Here is a 19,834-nt window from a genome sequence, read left to right as displayed (position 1 = left end):
GATGAAAGCAGTTAGTATTTTATTCATAATCCTTCGATTGTTTTTAGGCGGACTCATGATTTATGGAGGAATTCATAAGTTTGAACAACCAAGTCCTACCCCAATTGAAGTGTTTCAGAAAGCCGAAAAATTCTCATCTCCAGAGAAGGAAAGTACCCTTCAAAAAATACTTTATATAAGTGGCGCAAAGCAAACAGGCTACTTTTGGCAGGTATTGAGAATTTGTGAGATTTTATTCGGACTCTTATTAATTATCCAAGGAACAAGTTTTATAGGAGCTATTTTTTTACTTCCTATAACCCTACATATTTTTCTGTTTCATTATTTTTTGGAAAGGGAAGAAACAGGAGAATTACTAAAAACCTTAGCCTTTTTTGCCATCAATCTTGCTTTAGTTCTTAAGGAATATAAAAAATGGAAACCTCTAGTTTGGATAAAACCAATTTAGAGAGAAGAAATTTAATTGACTTTTAGTCAGTTAGATAATTAGTTATTCATTAATTCATGTGGTTAGAGGCGCTTTTTAAAGAGAGCGCCTCTTTTTTTATTGAATATTAATATATTGCATAAAAAAACGAACGAATGTTAAAACATACCTTTCGCTATTTTTTAGTAGCTAGCTTCATCTTTTTTGTGTCTTGTGCTAAGGATGACGATTCACAGGAAACAAATAATCCCACAAAATCTGCTAATAGACAGGGTACAGGAGATTCAGCTAACGATTTTTTATCCGAAGATAATTTTACAGATTTAGTTATTGAAGTGGTGTATGTTGAAGGATTTGAGCCTTCGCAAAGCTCCTTAGATAATTTAGTTTCTTTTATCAATCAGCGTTGTTACAAATCTGGAGGTGTGGAAATAAATAAGCGTTCTATAGTTTCTCCTAATAAGGAATTATTTACCATTGAGGAGATAGATAGTATTGAGAAGGAAATAAGAACACACTATAATTCTGGAAGTAGATTAGCATTATTTGCTTTTTTTGTGGATGGAGAATACAAGGACAACGATGAGAATTCGGTAGTTCTAGGAGTGGCATATAGAAATACATCATTTGTTATTTTTGAAGAAACCATACAAAAGTTTAGTAATGATTTTACAGAACCTAGTCGTGTGCTATTGGAATCTACCGTTTATAGACATGAGTTTTCTCATCTTTTAGGGCTTGTAGATTTGGGTTCCGAAATGCAAACAGACCATCTTGATACAGAAAACGGACATCATTGTGATGTTGAAACTTGTTTGATGAATTACCGTGTGGAGTCTGGTATTAATGTAGGGGGAATGATTTCAGAAGAAAATATTCCCAAATTAGATAGTCAATGTTTAGCCGATCTTCGTGCCAATGGAGGAAGGTAGTTTCCTATAAATAGTTTAACTTTAAGCTATATTACAATTAGTGGATGGAAAAAGAAAATAATTTAGTTAAAGGTAATATTCTTAATTCACTTTTAGGATTGGCCTTTCCAATTATTATGGCTAATATACTACAAACTATGTATCAATTAATTGATACATTTTGGTTGGGGAGATTGGGGGCAAATGCAGTAGCAAGTGTAAGTTTAAGTTTTCCTATTTTGTTTTTAGTATTATCATTGGGAGGTGGATTAACACTTGGAGGTACGGTTATAGTATCTCAGCACAAGGGAGCAGGAGACCAAAAAATGGTAAATTATTCTGCTTCTCAAACTGTAATTGTAATTTTTTTTATTTCTATTTTCTTAGCCTTTTTAGGCTACTATTTAGCCGATCCACTTATGAGATTAGTGGGAGCAGGTCCAGAAATATTAAACGATTCTGTTACCTATTTTAAGGTTTCTTCATGGGGATTTATTTTTCTATTTATGTTTTTCGTATACCAATCGCTAATGCGTGGAATTGGTAATGTTTTAATTCCGATGTATATCGTTTTAGCTACCGTTATTCTTAACCTTATTTTGGATCCTCTGTTTATATTTGGTTACGGTTCTATCCCTGGTTATGGAGTTGCGGGTGCTGCTATTGCAAGTATAATTACACAAGGAATTTCTGCTATGGCAGGAATGTGGATTCTCTTCCGAGGAAAAAGGGGGATTAAAATTAAGTTTTCCCATATGAAATTCGATTTTAAATGGGTTAAAAACTTGTTTGTTATTGGAATTCCTTCCAGTTTAGATCAATCCAGTAGAGCAACTGCAATGACAGCAATGGTTATGCTAGTTACAAGTTTTAGTAGTGATGTGGTGGCTGCCTATGGAATTGGTGCTAGAATATTGAGTTTAGTAATTGTTCCCGCTTTGGGATTATCTATTGCAACCACTAGTTTGGTGGGGCAAAATATTGGAGCAGGGAGGATTGATAGAGCAGAAAAAGTAGGAGATTTAAGTGCGTTAATTGCCGCAATAGGACTTACTTTTCTAGGGATGTTGTTGTTCTTTTTTGCTGAACCCTTAACTCGATTTTTTGTTCCAGACGATGAAAATGTGATTCAAATAGGAGCTAAATTCATTAAAATAATGTCGCCTAGCTTTGGTCTGTTAGGAGTGCAACAAGTTTTAAATGGGGTATTTAATGGAGCTGGTTTTACTAAAGTTTCCATGTTAATTTCCATTATAGCTTTATGGGTGGTTCGGTTTCCTGTTGGCTTTATGTTATCCAATAAAACACCTTTGGATTATGAAGGGATTTGGTGGGCTTTTCCTATTTCCAACGCCCTCGCTGCAATTATAGCGTTTGTATATTATAAAAGAGGAGCGTGGAAATATAAAGATTCAATACTACAAATATAATTTGATGCCTTTTGTAGTCTAAAGAAGTAAAAAAGGCTAGAAATTGTAGTAGAAATAACTCAAATATTACAAAATATAACATTTCTGATAAACTATACACTAAGAAGTCTAAAATAAGCTTCCAACTTCTAATCCAAATTCTTAAATTTGCACTTCCCAAAGAATGAGGGGCTAAAAAGAAGGAAAACAATATGTTCGATAATTTAAGCGATAAGTTAGATAAGGCGTTTCATGTATTAAAAGGACATGGACAAATTACAGAGGTAAACGTAGCAGAAACACTTAAAGAAGTACGTCGTGCGTTGCTTGATGCCGATGTTAACTTTAAAACAGCTAAAGAGTTTACTAATACTGTAAAGGAAAAAGCTTTAGGGCAAGATGTATTAACTACATTGAAGCCAGGACAATTGATGGTGAAACTCGTTAAAGATGAGTTGATTGAGTTAATGGGAGGAGAAGCTGCTGGAGTTGACCTTTCTGGAAGTCCATCAGTTATTTTAATGGCAGGGTTACAAGGTTCGGGTAAAACTACCTTTTCTGGTAAACTAGCAAACTTTCTAAAAACTAAAAAAACTAAGAAACCTCTTTTAGTAGCTTGTGATGTGTATCGTCCTGCTGCGATTGATCAGCTTCATGTTGTAGGAGATCAAATAGGAGTGGAAGTTTTTTCTGATAAAGGAAATTCAGATCCTGTTGCAATTGCAAAAGCAGGGATTGAGCATGCTAAAGCAAATGGACATAATGTAGTTATTGTCGATACCGCTGGACGTTTGGCAGTAGATGAGGAAATGATGAATGAAATTTCTAATATTCACACTGCAATTACACCAAATGAAACTTTATTTGTGGTAGATTCTATGACGGGGCAAGATGCTGTAAATACTGCAAAAGCATTTAACGATGTATTGGATTTTAATGGGGTAATTCTTACCAAATTAGATGGTGATACTCGTGGTGGAGCAGCGTTGTCAATTAAATCTGTTGTTAATAAGCCAATTAAATTTATTGGTACAGGGGAGAAGATGGATGCAATAGATGTTTTCTATCCTTCTCGTATGGCAGATCGAATCCTTGGAATGGGAGATGTGGTTTCTTTAGTTGAAAGAGCTCAAGAGCAATATGACGAAGAAGAGGCTAGAAAACTTCATAAAAAAATTGCTAAAAATCAGTTTGGTTTTGATGACTTCCTAAGTCAGATTCAACAAATAAAAAAGATGGGAAGCATGAAGGATTTACTAGGAATGATTCCTGGTGCCGGAAAAGCTTTAAAAGGAATGGATATAGATGACGACGCTTTTAAGGGAGTGGAAGCCATTATACATTCTATGACTCCAAGTGAGCGTTCTAATCCTTCTCTTTTAAACGGAAGTAGAAAAAAACGTATTGCCAAAGGGAGTGGAACATCTATTCAAGAAGTGAATCAGTTGTTGAAGCAATTCAATCAAATGAGTAAAATGATGAAGATGATGCAAGGCGGTGGTGGCCGTAAGATGATGCAGATGATGCAAGGAATGAAATAGATTGTTTGTATCTGAAGCTTTAAACTTTAAAGCTTTTATGGCAACAATTAAGTATTTTGAAGGCTTGAAATTTTCAAAGTAGAGACCTTAAATCTTGAACCAAATAATAAAATAAATAATGGAAATTTTAGACGGGAAAAAAATATCCAACCAAATAAAAGACGAAATAGCTGTTGAGGTTGATAAAATAAAAAAGAAAGGGGAAAAAGTTCCTCATTTAGCTGCTATTATTGTTGGGAATGATGGTGCTAGTCTTACGTATGTAGGAAGTAAAGTAAAAGCTTGTGAGCGTGTTGGATTTGAGTCTACATTAGTAAAAATGCCAAGCACAACAAGTGAGTTGGAATTGCTTAAAAAAATTGAAGAGCTTAATAAAGATGAAAATATAGACGGATTTATTGTACAGCTTCCTCTTCCAGAGCAAATTAACGAGCAAAAAGTACTAATGGCTGTAGATCCAGATAAAGATGTAGATGGTTTTCATCCAATGAATTTTGGTAAAATGGCTCTGGATATGAGTACTTTTATCCCAGCTACTCCTTTTGGAATTTTAGAGCTTCTAGAAAGATATAATGTAGAAACTAAAGGAAAACATACGGTAGTTATTGGTCGTTCTCATATTGTTGGACGCCCAATGAGTATTTTAATGGGGAGAAAAGGGTTCCCTGGAAATTCTACAGTTACTTTAACTCACAGTCATACTAAAAATATAACGCAAATAACGTCTCAAGCAGATATTATCATTACTGCTTTAGGACAACCAAATTATTTAAAAGCAGAAATGGTAAAAGATGATGTAGTTGTAATTGACGTTGGAATTACCCGTGTTCCAGATGAAGATGCGCCTCGTGGATATAAAATTACAGGAGATGTAGATTTTGAAAATGTTAGTAAAAAAGCAAGTTACATTACTCCAGTGCCAGGTGGTGTTGGGCCGATGACTATTGCAATGCTATTGAAAAATACATTGTTAGCGCGTGAGCGCCATAGAGCTAGAAACTAATTGGGTGTAAAATAATAATAAGAGCCTTGAATCCTTCATTGAGGGGTTTTACCCCAGAGTCTGTTCTGAGTATATCAAAGTGTTCTACGTAGAAATGGATTAAATTATTATCCTTTGAATACCTCGTAGGCTTGCCTCGAGGTAGTTTATTTATAAATCAGGGCTCTTTTTTGTTTCCTTTTTTCCGTATTCATTTTTATAAATCTTCACCAGTAGTAAAAATAAACTTACTAATAAAGGTCCAAAAATCAATCCTATAAATCCGAATAGAGGAACTCCAATAACTACCCCAATTAGGGTTATTAATGGATGTAGATTGGCTAGTTTGTTTTGAACAATTATTCTGAAAACATTGTCAGTAGATCCAACTACTACAGCTCCATATATTAACAATCCAATTGCTTGCCAACTCTCCCCTTGAGAGAAAAGCAAAAGAGTTACTGGAAGAATTCCTAAGGCGGTTCCTACAAAAGGAATCATGGAACCTACAACAGTAATTACAAACCAAAACAAAGGATTTTCAACACCAAAAATATAATAACCAATTAAGGCTACAATTCCTTGCATTATGGCTACTAAAGGAATCCCAATAGCGTTAGATTTTACAATGTCGTTACTCTCTTTAGAAATAGCTTTAATATTATCATCATTTAAAGGAATATAAGCTAGTATCATTTTTTGTAGATTCTTTGTATTTATCAGCATAAAGTATAATAAAAAATACATAATCCCGAAGGCAATAACAGTATCAAAAGTAGTGCCCGCCAAGCCTTGTATTTGCTCTGATACCCATCCAGAAACATCTTTTGCATTTACTTGAGAAAGTATATCAACCCCAACGTAGTCTTCTATTTGCCCTAGTTTTGACTTTACAATGGTGGTAAGTTCTTCGGAGTTTTGTACTGCCTTTTGTATTTTAGAAGAAAGTAATAAAATGATAAGTGTTACTGGAATGATGATGATAAAGATTGACAAAACAATAATTATAGTGGCTGCCAGCCAAGGCTTTAATCCTTTGTTTAAAAGCTTACTCATAAAGTTTTTAAACAGTACATATACCGTAATTGCTCCAAGTATTCCAGAGAGATAAGGAGTCATTTCTTTAGTAATAAGATAGCCGAGAGCAATAATTGCAAACAGCATAAATAATTGGCGTATTAACGCAGGACTCAAACGATCTTTACTCATATCTTAAGGTTGGCTTTAGTTTTAAAGTTACTTAAAGTTATGATATAAGTTGTTAATGTAGATATAAATTTCCTTTCTGAAAGAGATTTGAATACTTTGTAACTTGTTATAAGGTTGGCTAAACTTGCCTGTTAAAATACTTCTAGAACCCCTGCTAAAGCCCTCTGTTCTTGTTTTGAGGAGGACTATTTAATCTTTATTCTTAACAGATATGAAGTCTTTAACTTGAACTCGTGTTTTAGGAAAGCTTTCAGGATAATTTGTTTGGATATATGTTATTAATTTTTCTCTTACAAATACCCGTAAATCCCATGCTTTTGGGGAACTACTGGCACTCATGAGGGCTCTTATTTCTACGTAGTTTTCTTTTGCGTCTGTAACTTGAAGTACGTTTGCTTTTCCGTCCCATAAATTGGTGCTATTGAGTAAGCGGGTAAGTTCGTCTCGTAACTTGTCAAAAGGAACGTTGTAATCGGTATAAATAAAGACGGTGCCAAGGATGTCGGAGTTATTCCGGGTCCAATTCTGAAAAGGTTTTTCGATAAAATAGGTGGTTGGGAGTATCAATCGGCGTTTATCCCAGATTCTTACAACTACAAATGTTAACGAAATTTCTTCTACCCATCCCCATTCTCCTTCTACAACTAAAACATCGTCTAAACGAATAGGTTGTGAAATTGCTATTTGAAGTCCCGCAAGAATGGTTCCAATTACTTTTTGAGCAGCTAAACCTAAAATAATACCGGCAATACCAGCAGAGGCAAATAAGCTTAGTCCTATTTTTCGGACGCTTTCAAAAAGCATTAAAGTAACTGCCACCGCAATAATAATGATGATAAATATTATAATTCGCTCTAAAATATTAAACTGTGTATAGAGTTTTCTAGCGTTGAGGTTGTTTTCACTATTAATATCATATCTACGTAAGTATCTTGCTTTTAAGACTCTTAAAATAACTATGAGAGTCCAGGCTACACTAATTATTAAAAGTATGGAGCTTAGCTTTCCTACAATTAGAGAAGTTTCTTCGTTAAAATTTAAAAAGGTGTTTGCACCCGATTTAAAAAATATGGAGAGTGCAAATAGTAAGATTGGTGTAATGAATCGTTTTAACTGCTTCATCTGAGTTGGTTTTCATTCAAAATATAAAAACTTTTTTTAATAATCCATTCATTAACAAGCTTATAACCTAAAACGTTGTAGTTTTTATTCCTATTTAAGGAAGGAGAAATGATAAGAAATAAGTAACTTGATGTTAATTATAGAAGAACTTACATACTATGAAGGAAAAAGAGACTAATGAAATTGTAAATCCAGAAGTGCAGCTAGAGATAGATTCGATGGTTGAAGAATATGAAATTGAGCTGCGGAAAGAACTAGACTTATCTAAAGCAAATTCATATAAAGAAATAGAAAGAAAAAAACGGACTTTTAAAGCACGAATTATTGAAAATGAATTGGAAGATATCCGAAGAGATGTTAAAGAAATTAGAGATGAGGAGAAGTCTATAATTGGAATTAATTTCTGGATTAGCCTTTTTGTTACAGTCTTAGTAATGATTTTTGCATTTAGTGCTGGAGAGGATCTTGCAGATTTTGCTCAATGGATAGCTGGTTTTGTAACTAAATATTTAAATTGGTTTTATGTGTTAGTTGCTTCTGGATTCTTAATTTTTCTATTGTTTTTGGCTTCTGGAAGGTTTGGTTCTGTTGTGCTAGGACATCCAGATGAGCGCCCAGAGTTTTCTAACTTTTCGTGGTACTCTATGCTATTTTCTGCAGGAATGGGGGTTGGAATATTATTTTACGGGAGCGCAGAGCCTATGAGTCATTTTTTAAATTCTCCTGTAGATCCTTCAGGAAGTGCAGCCGCAGCTACATCTGCAATGACGTATTCTGCATTTCATTGGGGACTTCATGCGTGGGGTATTTATACCGTTTGCGCTGTAGGAATTGCCTATTATGGATTTAGAAAACGAAAGCGTTATTTGGTCTCCTCGAGTATTTTAAATTTTACTTCTAATAAAAAATTACAAACAGTTGTAAAATCTACGACCGATTTAATATCTATTCTTGCAGTTATTTTCGGGGTAAGTACCTCGTTAGGGGTGGGGGTTTTGCAAATAAGCAAAGGATTAAATCATGTGTTTGACATGGGAACTTCCAATTTTATGGGGTATGCTGTTATTATTTCAATTATTACATTAGTTTTTATTATTTCGTCTTCCACAGGTTTAAAAAAAGGAATTAGAATCTTATCTAATTTGAATATGATTATTGCCATTCTTTTATTGTTATTTGTTTTTATAGTTGGGAATACATTATTCGATTTGAAAGTTTTTGTTAACTCTATTGGTCAGTATCTTCAGGAGTTACCAGCGTTGAGTTTTAGATTAAATCCATATGATGCTAATTACGAAAATTGGATGGGAGACTGGACGCTTAGTTACTTTACATGGTGGATTGCATGGGCTCCTTTTGTAGGTATTTTTATTGCGAGAATTTCTAAAGGAAGAACAGTAAGAGAGCTTATTGTAGGGTGCTTATTAGTGCCTGCAATTTTTAGTTTGTTTTGGTTTTCTGTTTTTGGAGGAACCGCTATTCATCTAGAAATGATTGATAAAATTCCAATAGGAGGAGCGATGTTGAAAGAGATTAGTGTAGGGACATTTTTATTGTTTGAACAACTTCCGTTGTCAAGTGTAACTTCAGTGACAGCCTTATTTTTATTGTTTACATTTTTGGTTACATCTGCCGATTCTGCAACTTTTGTAATTAGTATGATGACATCGGAAGGCGACTTAGATCCCACCATGCGCATGAAAATTACATGGGGAATTGTCTTGGGAGTATTGAGCTTGGTTCTTTTAGCTGGTGGTGGAATTAAAGCTTTGCAAGCAGCTACTTTAATATTTGCTTTTCCGTTTTCATTTGTATTGATAATGATTGCACGGTCTCTTTATTTTAGATTGTCCATACAGGTGAAGAAAAAACGATCTTAACGTTGAAGTTTTATAGCAATTAAAATAATTTATACTGAAGTTGGTCTGCCCACATATAAAAAAAGTGGCTTTTTAAAAAGTATCTAAACTCTAAATGTCATCCTGAGTATGTCGAAGGATTCTTTTGGAGTGTTAATTGTTAAAACTTCAACAAGCTTTTACAACTTCAAATTACTTTTTAAAAAGCCACTATTTTATAAAACAGAAGAATTAAAAAACTACTGATTCATAGTCATTAAAAATTCTTCATTATTTTTTGTCATTTTTATACGTTGCTCCATAAATTCCATGGCTTCAATAGGATTCATATCTGATAAATACTTGCGTAAAATCCAAATACGTTGAATCGAATTTTCATCTAATAACAAGTCATCACGGCGCGTAGAAGAAGAAATAAGATCGATAGCAGGGAAAATACGTTTGTTAGAGATACGTCTATCCAATTGTAGCTCCATGTTTCCAGTTCCTTTAAATTCTTCAAAGATAACTTCATCCATTTTAGAACCTGTATCTGTAAGTGCAGTAGCAATAATTGTAAGAGATCCACCTCCTTCAATATTTCTTGCAGCACCAAAGAATCTTTTTGGTTTGTGTAACGCATTGGCATCTACACCGCCACTAAGTACTTTACCACTAGCAGGTTGTACGGTATTGTAAGCACGTGCTAAACGTGTAATAGAATCTAAAAGAATAACTACATCATGACCGCATTCTACCAAGCGTTTTGCTTTTTCTAATACAATATTAGCCACTTTTACGTGTCTGTCTGCTGGTTCATCAAAAGTAGAAGCAATAACTTCTCCACGTACATGGCGTTGCATATCTGTAACCTCCTCTGGACGTTCATCAATCAATAAAATTAATTGATACACTTCAGGATGATTAGCGGCAATGGCATTTGCAATGTCTTTTAATAACATTGTTTTACCAGTTTTAGGTTGCGAAACTATCATTCCACGTTGTCCTTTTCCAATAGGAGAGAATAAGTCTACAATACGTGTAGACATAGTACTTTGTCTTTCTGCTAATCTAAATTTTTCCGTAGGAAATAATGGTGTTAAGTGTTCAAAAGAAACACGATCTCTAACCACTTGAGGGTCTAAACCATTAATAAGATTAACCTTTATAAGTGGGAAGTATTTTTCTCCTTCTTTTGGAGGACGTACAGTTCCTTTAACAGTATCACCAGTTTTTAATCCGAATAAACGAATTTGAGATTGAGATACATAAATATCATCTGGAGACGACAAGTAGTTGTAATCACTACTTCTTAAAAAGCCATATCCGTCTTGCATGATGTCTAAAACACCTTCACTCTCTACAATTCCATCAAATTCAAAATCAGGATCTCTATAGCGACTTTTCTTTTCCTTGTCATAATTATCTTTATCCTTTGGAGGATTGTTGTTTTTATTATGATGAGGTTTGTTGTTACGCTGTTGCGGATTATTATTATTATTATTATCCTTACGCGCTTTAGGATTCTTATTATCGTTATTATTGTTTTTTGGAGCATTGGTGTGCTTCCTTGAATCCTCTGTTTTAGCCTCTTCTTTTACAGGAGCTTTCTCTTTTGGAGTAGCTGCTTTTGTATTAGAAGGCTCATTTTTTTTAATTTCAGAGTTAGAATCCGAAGTTTTTTGAGGTGTATTTTGAGTTTCTTTTTGAGGAGCGTTAGAAGGTTTCTTTGTAGTTCGGGTTCTTTTTCTTGGGGTAGAAGTTGGTGCAGTTTTGTTACTCTCCTCAGGAGTATTCTTGGCTTGTGCCTTTTCTTTTGCTACTGCCTCTGGACTTGCTGCTTGTACATCTAAGATTTGATATACTAAATCGTTCTTCTTAAGAGATTTGTATTTAGGAATACCAGCCACTTTGGCAATCTCATGCAACTCAGCAAGTTTTTTTGCTTTTAAATCTGAAATTTCAAACATTGATTAAATAAATAATTTATTATTGGTTTGAGGTGAAAATGATTGTTTTCTTGAAAATAATTATAGAAGTTCAAATTGGAACGTAGTAAAGTACTCGTTTCGAATTGACTACGCAATATTACAAATTTATTTTAATAAACAAGCATATTTTTTCGAAAAGAACGTTATTTTTGCCTAACAAATAAGAAAACGTGTTACAACGCATACAGAGCATATATTTATTTTTAGTAGTTATAATCAGTGGGGTTTTGCCTTTCTGGGTGTATTTATGGACAGATAATGCAGGTGAAGCAGTCTATGCAGAGAGCGATATTTTATATTCTGCTTTATTTATTGCTTCGGCCATTTTAGCATTTATTACTATTTTCTTATTCAAAAAACGAAAAAATCAATTTGTCTTGAATAGATTGAACATGATACTTAATCTTTTTTTACTAGGATTTTTCGTTTATCGATCACTAGTGTTATCCGGAGAAACTAATGTTTCGGAGAAGGGTATTGGGATGCTTCTTCCTATTATTTCTATCGTTTTTTTAGTGTTGGCAAATAGAGCCATTAAAAAGGACGAAGATCTTGTAAAATCTGTAGATCGGTTACGATAAACCTAACATCTTAGTATATTAGTGCGTCAAGCCCAGATGAAGATCTGGGCTTTTTTTTTCTCGTTTTTCTTCATTTATAATTAGTAGTTCCATTTTAGTTTAATCCCTTATTGAGAGTTTTATTGCCTCAGAGCTTGTTCTGAGTATATCAAAGGGCTCTATGTAGGAGTGGATTAAATTATTTTCCTTTGAATTCCTCGTAGACTTGCCTCGAGGGAGTTGATTTTTTTTGAAGTGCCTAAGCATAAATTGGGGTGTACTAAATACACCACACTATAAATGCTGTTTACAACATTTAGTTTTCTTTTAAAATCAATATAAGTAGTTTAGCTAGCAATGTAAATACATCTTGTAATTCCCCCTAAACCTATTAAAATGCCTTTTAAACTAGTGCGTAATAAGTTTCGTTTTTCAATTGTAAAACTTGTTATTCTTCTTTGTGTACTGAGTGTTATAAACTCCATATACAGTTTTTCAAAAAAATATTTTCATACTAAAAAATACATTTCCACAGAGGTTCTTGTAGATACAGATGGAGATGGTTTAACAGATGATATTGATAAAGATGATGATAATGATGGAATTCCAGATCTTATGGAAGATGAATGCGAATTTTCTGAAAGTTATGCTACCCCTCCACCTTCAGTTATTTCCGACAATAGTGTAACTGCTATTTATTCTGATTTTAAGGGGTATTGGAGTTCCAAAACAAGTAGTGTTAATCCAACTGCTTTTGATGGTCATTCTACACTTTTAGCTTTTGAATCGATGGGGAAAACATATGCTACAGGGGTTGTAAATTCTAGAATGATAGATATTGATAATAATGGTAGATACGACGGGATAGATACAGATGGAGACGGGGTAAAGGATGTCAATATAGAGGAAACAACTTGGGTTGCAGTTAAACCAGTAACAAGAATTACCAAAGGAATTCGTTTAGAAGCTAGAGCCTTAGATGGGAATTTAACAAATGCATCGGGGCCATTATTAACCTCTGGTGGGATTCCTTTTAATCCTTATTTATATGAAGGAGAAAGAGGTTTGGACATGGCATATACTATTGCTAATATAGGAAATACTTGGTCTTTTAGGTTAGGAGGAAGTACTGCTGCTGCATATAATGATGGGGTTATGGATATTCTATTAACCCAAGGAGCTAAATTAACAGCAGGATCTAATTATAACCGACTAAATTTATTGGATGCTAATGGAAATTATCTTGGAAATGGGTTGGAGATTATTTGGGATAATATTCCTATTGTTGGAGAATCAATAGTAGATCAATACAATCCAGATGATAGTAAACATGCAGCCAATGAACGTAAGGGATTACGCTTTGCAGCTGTAGAATTATCTGAGTTTAATCTTACATCAGCAGAAATAAGTAAAGCAGTTGCATTTAGGTTAGAAATATCGAGTGGTGCAGATCCTGTTTTCTTTGCGGTTAATGAAAGTAGTTTTACGCCAGGTTGCGTTTCTGTTGATACAGATGGTGATGGGATTCCAAATAGCTTGGATTTAGATAGTGATAATGATGGAATATTTGATGCTGTGGAAGCAGGTCATGGAAAAAGTATAGATTCTGAAGGAAAAGTTATTGGAGCTGTAGGTGCAGATGGAATTCCAAATAGCGTACAGGCAACTGGGCAATTTGATAGTGGAAATATTAATTACAGCATAGCAGATTCTAATGAAGATAATGTGCTCGATTATATGTCGCTCGACAGCGATTCGGATGGTTGTAATGATGTTATAGAAGCTGGATTTTTAGATGAAGATAACGATGGGATTTTAGGAAAGACCCCAGTTTCTGTAAACTCCTTAGGGATTATAATTGAGCAAGGAGGTTATACAACCCCAAGAGATGGCGATGCAGATGGGGTGTTTGATTTCAGAAAAAAAAGTAGCCAGCCTACTATTTCATTTAAGCTCCAAAATAAGACGCTGTTTGATGGCCATGCTTCAAATATTACGATTCTAGCAGACAATGTAACCAATTACCGTTGGCAGTTAAGTACAGATGCTGGTAATAGTTTTGTAGACCTTGTAGATAACGATGTATATGCGGGAGTGAATTCTAAGACCCTTACTATTAAAAAAGCAGAGTTTTCTATGGAAGGTTATAGATATAGAGTTTTACTAGAAAATACGGGTTATTTATGTAGTCCTTACAATTCTTCAACAGAAGTGACAGTTAAAGTGAGGGTTAAAACTGTAATTATGAATAGGAATAGAGCCTATCGTGTGATTAAGTAAATACCATATTTAACTCACGTTATTTACTTAATCACAGTTATTGACTTTTTCTTTGCGTTTATATGTTTTTTGCTATTCTTTTTATGCTCAATAAACTATTAAGATAGTTTACTTATACTCCGAAACAAAATGAAGTATTACATTCGGATACTTTTGTTGAGTCATTTGTATTGAAAAAGAAGAATCTGCTAAGAAAACCAATTGTCCTTGTTTATCCTTGGCTAGGAATTTTTGTTTTACACGCTTAAATTCTTTGAATTCTTCACTATTAGCATCTTTAGGTTCTACCCAGCAAGCTTTGTGTACTGGTAAGTTTTCATAAGTACATTTTGCTCCATATTCATGCTCCAATCGGTATTGAATAACCTCATATTGTAGGGCTCCAACAGTACCAATAATTTTTCGATTATTCATTTCTAAAGTGAATAACTGAGCAACCCCTTCATCCATTAACTGACTAATTCCTTTGTCTAGTTGTTTAGCCTTCATTGGGTCTGCATTATTAATATAGCGGAAGTGTTCAGGAGAAAAACTAGGTACGCCTTTAAAGTTGAGCGCTTCCCCTTGCGTTAAAGTGTCACCAATTTTAAAATTCCCTGTATCGTGTAACCCAACAATATCTCCAGCATAAGAAATATCTACAATCTCTTTCTTTTCAGCAAAAAAGGCATTAGGACTAGAGAATTTTAATTTTTTATTATTTCTAACATGTAAGTATGGCGTATTTCTTTCAAAAGTACCAGAAACTATTTTTATAAAAGCCAATCGATCTCGGTGTTTAGGATCCATATTAGCATGGATTTTAAAAACAAAACCAGAAAATTCTTTTTCATTAGGATCAACCAAGCGTTCTTCTGCTTTTTTTGGAAGCGGTGTAGGGGCAATATCAACAAAGCAATCTAAGAGTTCTCTAACTCCAAAATTATTTAAAGCAGAGCCAAAAAACACAGGTTGTAAATCGCCTTTTAAATATTCTTCACGGTTAAAATCTGGATATACCTCATAAACCAATTCTAGGTTTTCTCGTAAATCTTTAGCAGATTTTTCGCCAATTATTTTATCTAAATCGGGGTTAGTAACATCATCAAAAGCAATGGTTTCTTCGATGTTCTTTTTACTGTCGCCACTAAAAAGATTGATGTTTTTTTCCCAAACATTATAAATTCCTTTAAAATCGTATCCCATTCCGATAGGAAAACTAAGCGGAGTAACTTTTAAATTAAGTTTTTGTTCTACTTCATCTAAAAGATCAAAGGCATCCTTTCCTTCACGGTCTAATTTGTTTATAAAAACAATCATTGGAATGTTGCGCATGCGGCAAACTTCAACCAATTTCTCGGTTTGTTCCTCCACCCCTTTAGCAACATCTATTACTACAATAACACTGTCTACTGCGGTAAGCGTTCTAAAAGTATCTTCAGCAAAATCCTTATGTCCAGGGGTGTCAAGAATATTAATTTTTTTATTCTGATAGTTAAAAGCTAATACAGAAGTAGCTACAGAAATCCCTCTCTGGCGCTCAATCTCCATAAAATCGCTTGTAGCTCCTTTTTTTATTTTATTGCTTTTAACAGCCCCAGCTTCTTGAATAGCGCCACCAAAAAGCAAAAGCTTTTCGGTTAATGTTGTTTTACCAGCATCTGGGTGAGAAATAATCCCAAATGTTCTCCTTCTTTTAATTTCTTCTTCTAAACGCATGCTTACCTTTTTTTAAGGACTGCAAAAATAAATTAATAAAGATCAAATGCCACTATTTAGTTCAATATTTTATAAATGAATGTTTTAAGACTAAAACGTTTAACTAAAACAATAGAATATAGGTGATTATAACCTTTATGTATTTCATCGATAGATTAGTGTGTATAGTCTTTTTTATTTTCAATATAGTATGCAAGCATAATATATTTGTAGGGTGATTTTCGCTTTAACAAAATATTAACAAGAACCAAATTAGAAAAATTACTTGAATTGTTTCAAAATATTAAATTAACCTACACCCCTCAATCCTAATGAATAAACTTTGTTTTTTAGTATACTTACTTTTGTTTCCAATCCTTATTTACGGCCAAACTCCGCCATGCTCTGGGGTGTTGGATTATGAATTTTATGAAGGTGTCCCTTCTGGGAATACAGTAGATAATATTCCTACTTCTGGTTCATTAGGAATGGGGCAGATAGGAAACTTTGACGTTGGAGCTCTTCAGAACACTATAGACCCTGGTGATGCAGATACATATTCCATACGTTACCGAGGATATATTAATATTACTACGGCTGGTAATTACACTTTTTATACTACTTCCGATGATGGTTCTAAACTATATATAAATGGCACTCAAGTTGTAAGTAATGATGGGAATCATGGGAGTCAAGAGCGGTCAGGTGGAGTTTGGTTACCGTCTGGGAAACATTCGATACAAATATTATTTTATGAAAATGGAGGAAGCAGTAATCTTTCTGTTTCTTATGCTGGTCCAAGTATAAATAAAAGACCATTACCTTTTTCAATACTTTCTGGTTTATGTAACGATTTGGACAAAGATGGCGTGAAAGATAATACAGATAAGGATGTAGATGGAGATGGAATATTAAATGATGTAGAGTGTAAATCTGTAGGATATGTTCAAGAGGCTAAGAATATCCAATACTTTTACAATGTTGCTAACGTTGAAGGATTTCCAGGAACAACATATGCAAATAATGCTGTAGGTAATTATGAAGGGCAGTCTAATCTTTTCCTGAAATTCCCTCAAGTATTGCCAATAGGTTCAACAATATCATTAGTTGTAGAAGCTGATCCTTCAGTTAGTGGTTCTGATTTTAATATAGAAAAAACCAACTCAACTGGAGTAAGTAACGAGGGGTATGTAGGTCAAGGAGTAGCAAGGCCAACCAAATCAACATTAAATATAGTTACAAAATCTTCTTTACAATATGTAAAAATTATAGCTTACCAAATTGGATTTAGAATTTATGGTGCAACTTATACTTTGCCAAGTAACGATTGTTCCACAGTAGACACAGATAATGATGGGATTCCCGATTATAAAGATCTTGATAGTGATGGTGATGGAATTCCTGATAATGTAGAAGCTCAAACCACCTTAGGTTATATTGCACCTTCTGGAAACAGAACAAACGGGGTGGATAATGCATATGGAGCGAATGGAATTATTCCTGTAGATACTGATGGTGATGGAACTCCAGATTTTTTAGATATTAATAGTGATGATCAAGGCAATAATGATGCCCTTGAAGCTGGATTAACACTTAGTAATGCAGATAGTGATAATGATGGTTTAGATAATAGTACAGATACATCCGTTGGATATGCAGATCCTGGTGGAACAATAGATAACCCTTTAACAGGGGCTGTAGTTTTGCCAGATATGGATTCGGATGTTAATTCTGGAGGGGATGTTGATTTTAGAGATGCTAATGATGGAATTGATAACAATCCGCCAGAAATTAATGCGGTTGGAAATCTTATTCATTGTATAGGTGGTTCTACCCCAATAGTGGAGAGCGTTAGTATAACCGACGATCAAGACAGTCTCGAAAAGGTATTTATTCAAATTTCAGAAAATTATGATGATGGAGATTTATTGAGTTATAATAATTCGATTACTGGAATTACTTCAAGTTGGAATCCAACAGAAGGGAAGCTTACTCTTACAGGTCCTGCTACACTTGAAGCTTTTGAGCAAGCAGTTTTAGCGGTTCGTTATAGTTCTACTGCGGTTTTAAATGATGCTACTAAAGATATTTCCATTGTTTTATCGGAATTAAATTTCTTAGAATCTTCTGGTCATTACTATGAATATATCCCTTCTGAAGGAATTACATGGACAGTAGCTAAAGCAGCAGCCGAAGCCAGAAATTTTTATGGCGTACAAGGATATTTAGCTACTATAACTTCAGCAGATGAAGCTGCTTTATTAGGCGAGCAATCGCCAGGGGCTGGCTGGATTGGAGCAAGTGATGCTGCTGTTGAAGGGGAATGGAAATGGGTAACTGGACCAGAAGCTGGTCAGCAATTTTGGCAGGGTACTGGAGGAGGAACTGTAGTAAATGGAATGTATGCTAATTGGAATACCGGAGAGCCAAACCAATCGGGAGATGAAGATTATGCGCATATCAACGCCCCAGGAACTGGTTTTGATGGTTCATGGAATGACCTCTCAAATACTGGAGCTACTAGTGGAGCATACCAACCTAAAGGATATTTGGTTGAGTATGGGGGACTTAATTCAGGGGAAACTTTTCCTGATGTTTCGGCCGTTACAAAAATTACTCCATTTGTAATTAACGAAGGAAATCAACCTGAGGATCAAACGGTATTTGTGGGGAATAATGCTAGTTTTTCGGTTACTGCTAAAAACGTAAACACCTATCAATGGCAAGAAAGTACAGATGGAGGTACTACTTTCTCAGATATTACAGATGCTATAAATTATAGTGGATACACTACAGCGAGTTTAGAAGTGTTAAATCCAGAAATCGAAAAAGAAGGATATGTATACAGATTAGTAATTAATAACACAGAAGGTGGATGTGAGTATGTTTCTGAAAATGCAAAATTATTTGTTCGTGTTCAAACAGTCATAACAAATAGAAATAAAACCTACCGTGTAAACAAAAATTAATGTAGTTAATCTGTAAAAAATACTGTTAATCGACCATACAACATAATAGCTTTATTACACATCATTTTTTTTATTAAGCTTTTGTTTTACAGTAGTTTTGAAGATTGAAAATAAAAAGAAAACCTATTTCAAACCTCATATAAAAATGAAAACCAACTACTCTCAAATAAATGAGTTTTACATCTTAAAGATCTAATTTTTTTAGAAAGGATGTAGCTAAAAAATACACCAAAATTTATTAAATAAAATTTAATGTTGTTTAGACAGCAGTGGAATTTGCTGTTTAAATTTTAAGATAATTATTGTTAAGAAATTAAATTAAGAATGAAAAACGGAATTATAATTATTGTATTGCTTATTTCTGGGTTTGCGTTTTCTCAAACAACCATAAACCTTGAAAATCAATGTAATTGTGAGGTAATTAAAGGTACGGATGTAACAGCACCTGGAGTTACCTTCTATCCAGCAGATCTTGGAGATATTTATATAAATACCGATACTGGAATTTTATATTTCTGGGATGGAGATTCTTGGGAATTAACATCTGGGAATATAGTAACAAACAAAGAATTTGAAGTAGATACAGAGAACAAGCAATTAGTTATTACCGATAGTGATGGAGGACAAGTTCATGTATCTTTTGATGAAATTGCTGATGCAATAGATAAGGATGAGCAAGATTTAGCAAATGTATTAGGAGAAGGAGCAGATGCAAATGGAATTGTGATTACTAATTTAGGAATTCCAACAGCAAATCAAGATGCAGCAACGAAGAGTTATGTGGATGGAGCAATTACAGCATCAAATCAAACAATTGTAAGTGGCGATGATGATAATGATGTAGAAGTAGGATCAGATGGGGGTGCATTTTATGATGATGCAGTTTTGCAGTCAGGAGTTGCAGCTAATACAACAAAT

The 19,834-nt window shown here is 34.1% G+C and carries 14 protein-coding genes; 10 read left to right on the top strand and 4 right to left on the bottom strand.

Annotated elements, in window-relative coordinates:
- Nucleotide 1: 1 nt before the first annotated feature.
- The 5 genes from AC13CQ_RS12650 to AC13CQ_RS12630 all read left to right on the top strand — a co-directional run bounded on the left by AC13CQ_RS12650 (nt 2) and on the right by AC13CQ_RS12630 (nt 5,291).
- A complete protein-coding gene (locus AC13CQ_RS12650) occupies nt 2-448 on the top strand; it encodes a DoxX family membrane protein (RefSeq protein ID WP_474506826.1) in 447 nt (148 codons plus the stop codon).
- A gap of 134 nt (nt 449-582) precedes the next feature.
- Nucleotides 583-1,359, top strand: a complete 777-nt coding sequence (locus AC13CQ_RS12645) for a membrane metalloprotease (RefSeq protein ID WP_456867725.1) — start codon at nt 583-585, stop codon at nt 1,357-1,359.
- 44 nt (nt 1,360-1,403) lie between these two features.
- The gene (locus tag AC13CQ_RS12640; protein WP_335588497.1) at nt 1,404-2,768 is read left to right on the top strand and encodes an MATE family efflux transporter; all 1,365 of its coding nucleotides are present in this window, start codon (nt 1,404-1,406) and stop codon (nt 2,766-2,768) included.
- Nucleotides 2,769-2,959: 191 nt separating this feature from the next.
- The gene (ffh, locus tag AC13CQ_RS12635) at nt 2,960-4,288 is read left to right on the top strand and encodes a signal recognition particle protein (RefSeq protein ID WP_008613515.1); all 1,329 of its coding nucleotides are present in this window, start codon (nt 2,960-2,962) and stop codon (nt 4,286-4,288) included.
- Between the two features lie 118 nt (nt 4,289-4,406).
- Nucleotides 4,407-5,291, top strand: coding sequence for a bifunctional 5,10-methylenetetrahydrofolate dehydrogenase/5,10-methenyltetrahydrofolate cyclohydrolase (locus AC13CQ_RS12630; protein WP_456867723.1), 885 nt, complete (start codon nt 4,407-4,409; stop codon nt 5,289-5,291).
- A 150-nt stretch (nt 5,292-5,441) separates the two neighbouring features.
- Here AC13CQ_RS12630 and AC13CQ_RS12625 read toward each other — a convergent pair whose 3' ends face one another.
- Together AC13CQ_RS12625 and AC13CQ_RS12620 are read right to left on the bottom strand one after the other, a co-directional pair.
- Nucleotides 5,442-6,479, bottom strand: a complete 1,038-nt coding sequence (locus AC13CQ_RS12625; protein WP_456867721.1) for an AI-2E family transporter — start codon at nt 6,477-6,479, stop codon at nt 5,442-5,444.
- Nucleotides 6,480-6,668: 189 nt separating this feature from the next.
- Nucleotides 6,669-7,601 (bottom strand): mechanosensitive ion channel family protein, encoded by a 933-nt coding sequence (locus tag AC13CQ_RS12620; protein ID WP_008613512.1) that lies wholly within the window; start codon nt 7,599-7,601, stop codon nt 6,669-6,671.
- A gap of 158 nt (nt 7,602-7,759) precedes the next feature.
- Here AC13CQ_RS12620 and AC13CQ_RS12615 point away from each other — a divergent pair, with 158 nt between their 5' ends.
- Nucleotides 7,760-9,481: a BCCT family transporter gene (locus tag AC13CQ_RS12615; protein ID WP_474506827.1), complete on the top strand. Its 1,722-nt coding sequence runs from the start codon at nt 7,760-7,762 to the stop codon at nt 9,479-9,481.
- Nucleotides 9,482-9,699: 218 nt separating this feature from the next.
- On the opposite strand, the gene rho is transcribed toward AC13CQ_RS12615, so the two are convergent.
- Nucleotides 9,700-11,409, bottom strand: coding sequence for a transcription termination factor Rho (gene rho, locus AC13CQ_RS12610; protein ID WP_474506828.1), 1,710 nt, complete (start codon nt 11,407-11,409; stop codon nt 9,700-9,702).
- Nucleotides 11,410-11,600: 191 nt separating this feature from the next.
- Here rho and AC13CQ_RS12605 point away from each other — a divergent pair, with 191 nt between their 5' ends.
- The gene (locus tag AC13CQ_RS12605; RefSeq protein WP_335588500.1) at nt 11,601-12,011 is read left to right on the top strand and encodes a DUF4293 domain-containing protein; all 411 of its coding nucleotides are present in this window, start codon (nt 11,601-11,603) and stop codon (nt 12,009-12,011) included.
- Between the two features lie 375 nt (nt 12,012-12,386).
- Nucleotides 12,387-14,270: a hypothetical protein gene (locus AC13CQ_RS12600; protein ID WP_474506829.1), complete on the top strand. Its 1,884-nt coding sequence runs from the start codon at nt 12,387-12,389 to the stop codon at nt 14,268-14,270.
- A 108-nt stretch (nt 14,271-14,378) separates the two neighbouring features.
- On the opposite strand, the gene AC13CQ_RS12595 is transcribed toward AC13CQ_RS12600, so the two are convergent.
- Nucleotides 14,379-15,968, bottom strand: coding sequence for a peptide chain release factor 3 (locus tag AC13CQ_RS12595; protein WP_008613506.1), 1,590 nt, complete (start codon nt 15,966-15,968; stop codon nt 14,379-14,381).
- 311 nt (nt 15,969-16,279) lie between these two features.
- On the opposite strand from AC13CQ_RS12595, the gene AC13CQ_RS12590 reads away from it, so the two are divergent.
- Both AC13CQ_RS12590 and AC13CQ_RS12585 read left to right on the top strand, forming a co-directional pair.
- Nucleotides 16,280-18,916: a PA14 domain-containing protein gene (locus AC13CQ_RS12590; protein ID WP_008613505.1), complete on the top strand. Its 2,637-nt coding sequence runs from the start codon at nt 16,280-16,282 to the stop codon at nt 18,914-18,916.
- A 324-nt stretch (nt 18,917-19,240) separates the two neighbouring features.
- Nucleotides 19,241-19,834: hypothetical protein (locus AC13CQ_RS12585; protein WP_482882928.1), on the top strand; the 594-nt coding region annotated here is incomplete at its 3' end.

The organism is Galbibacter sp. L-19, assembly GCF_056857615.1.
This window is presented reverse-complemented; position numbering and strand designations above follow the sequence as displayed.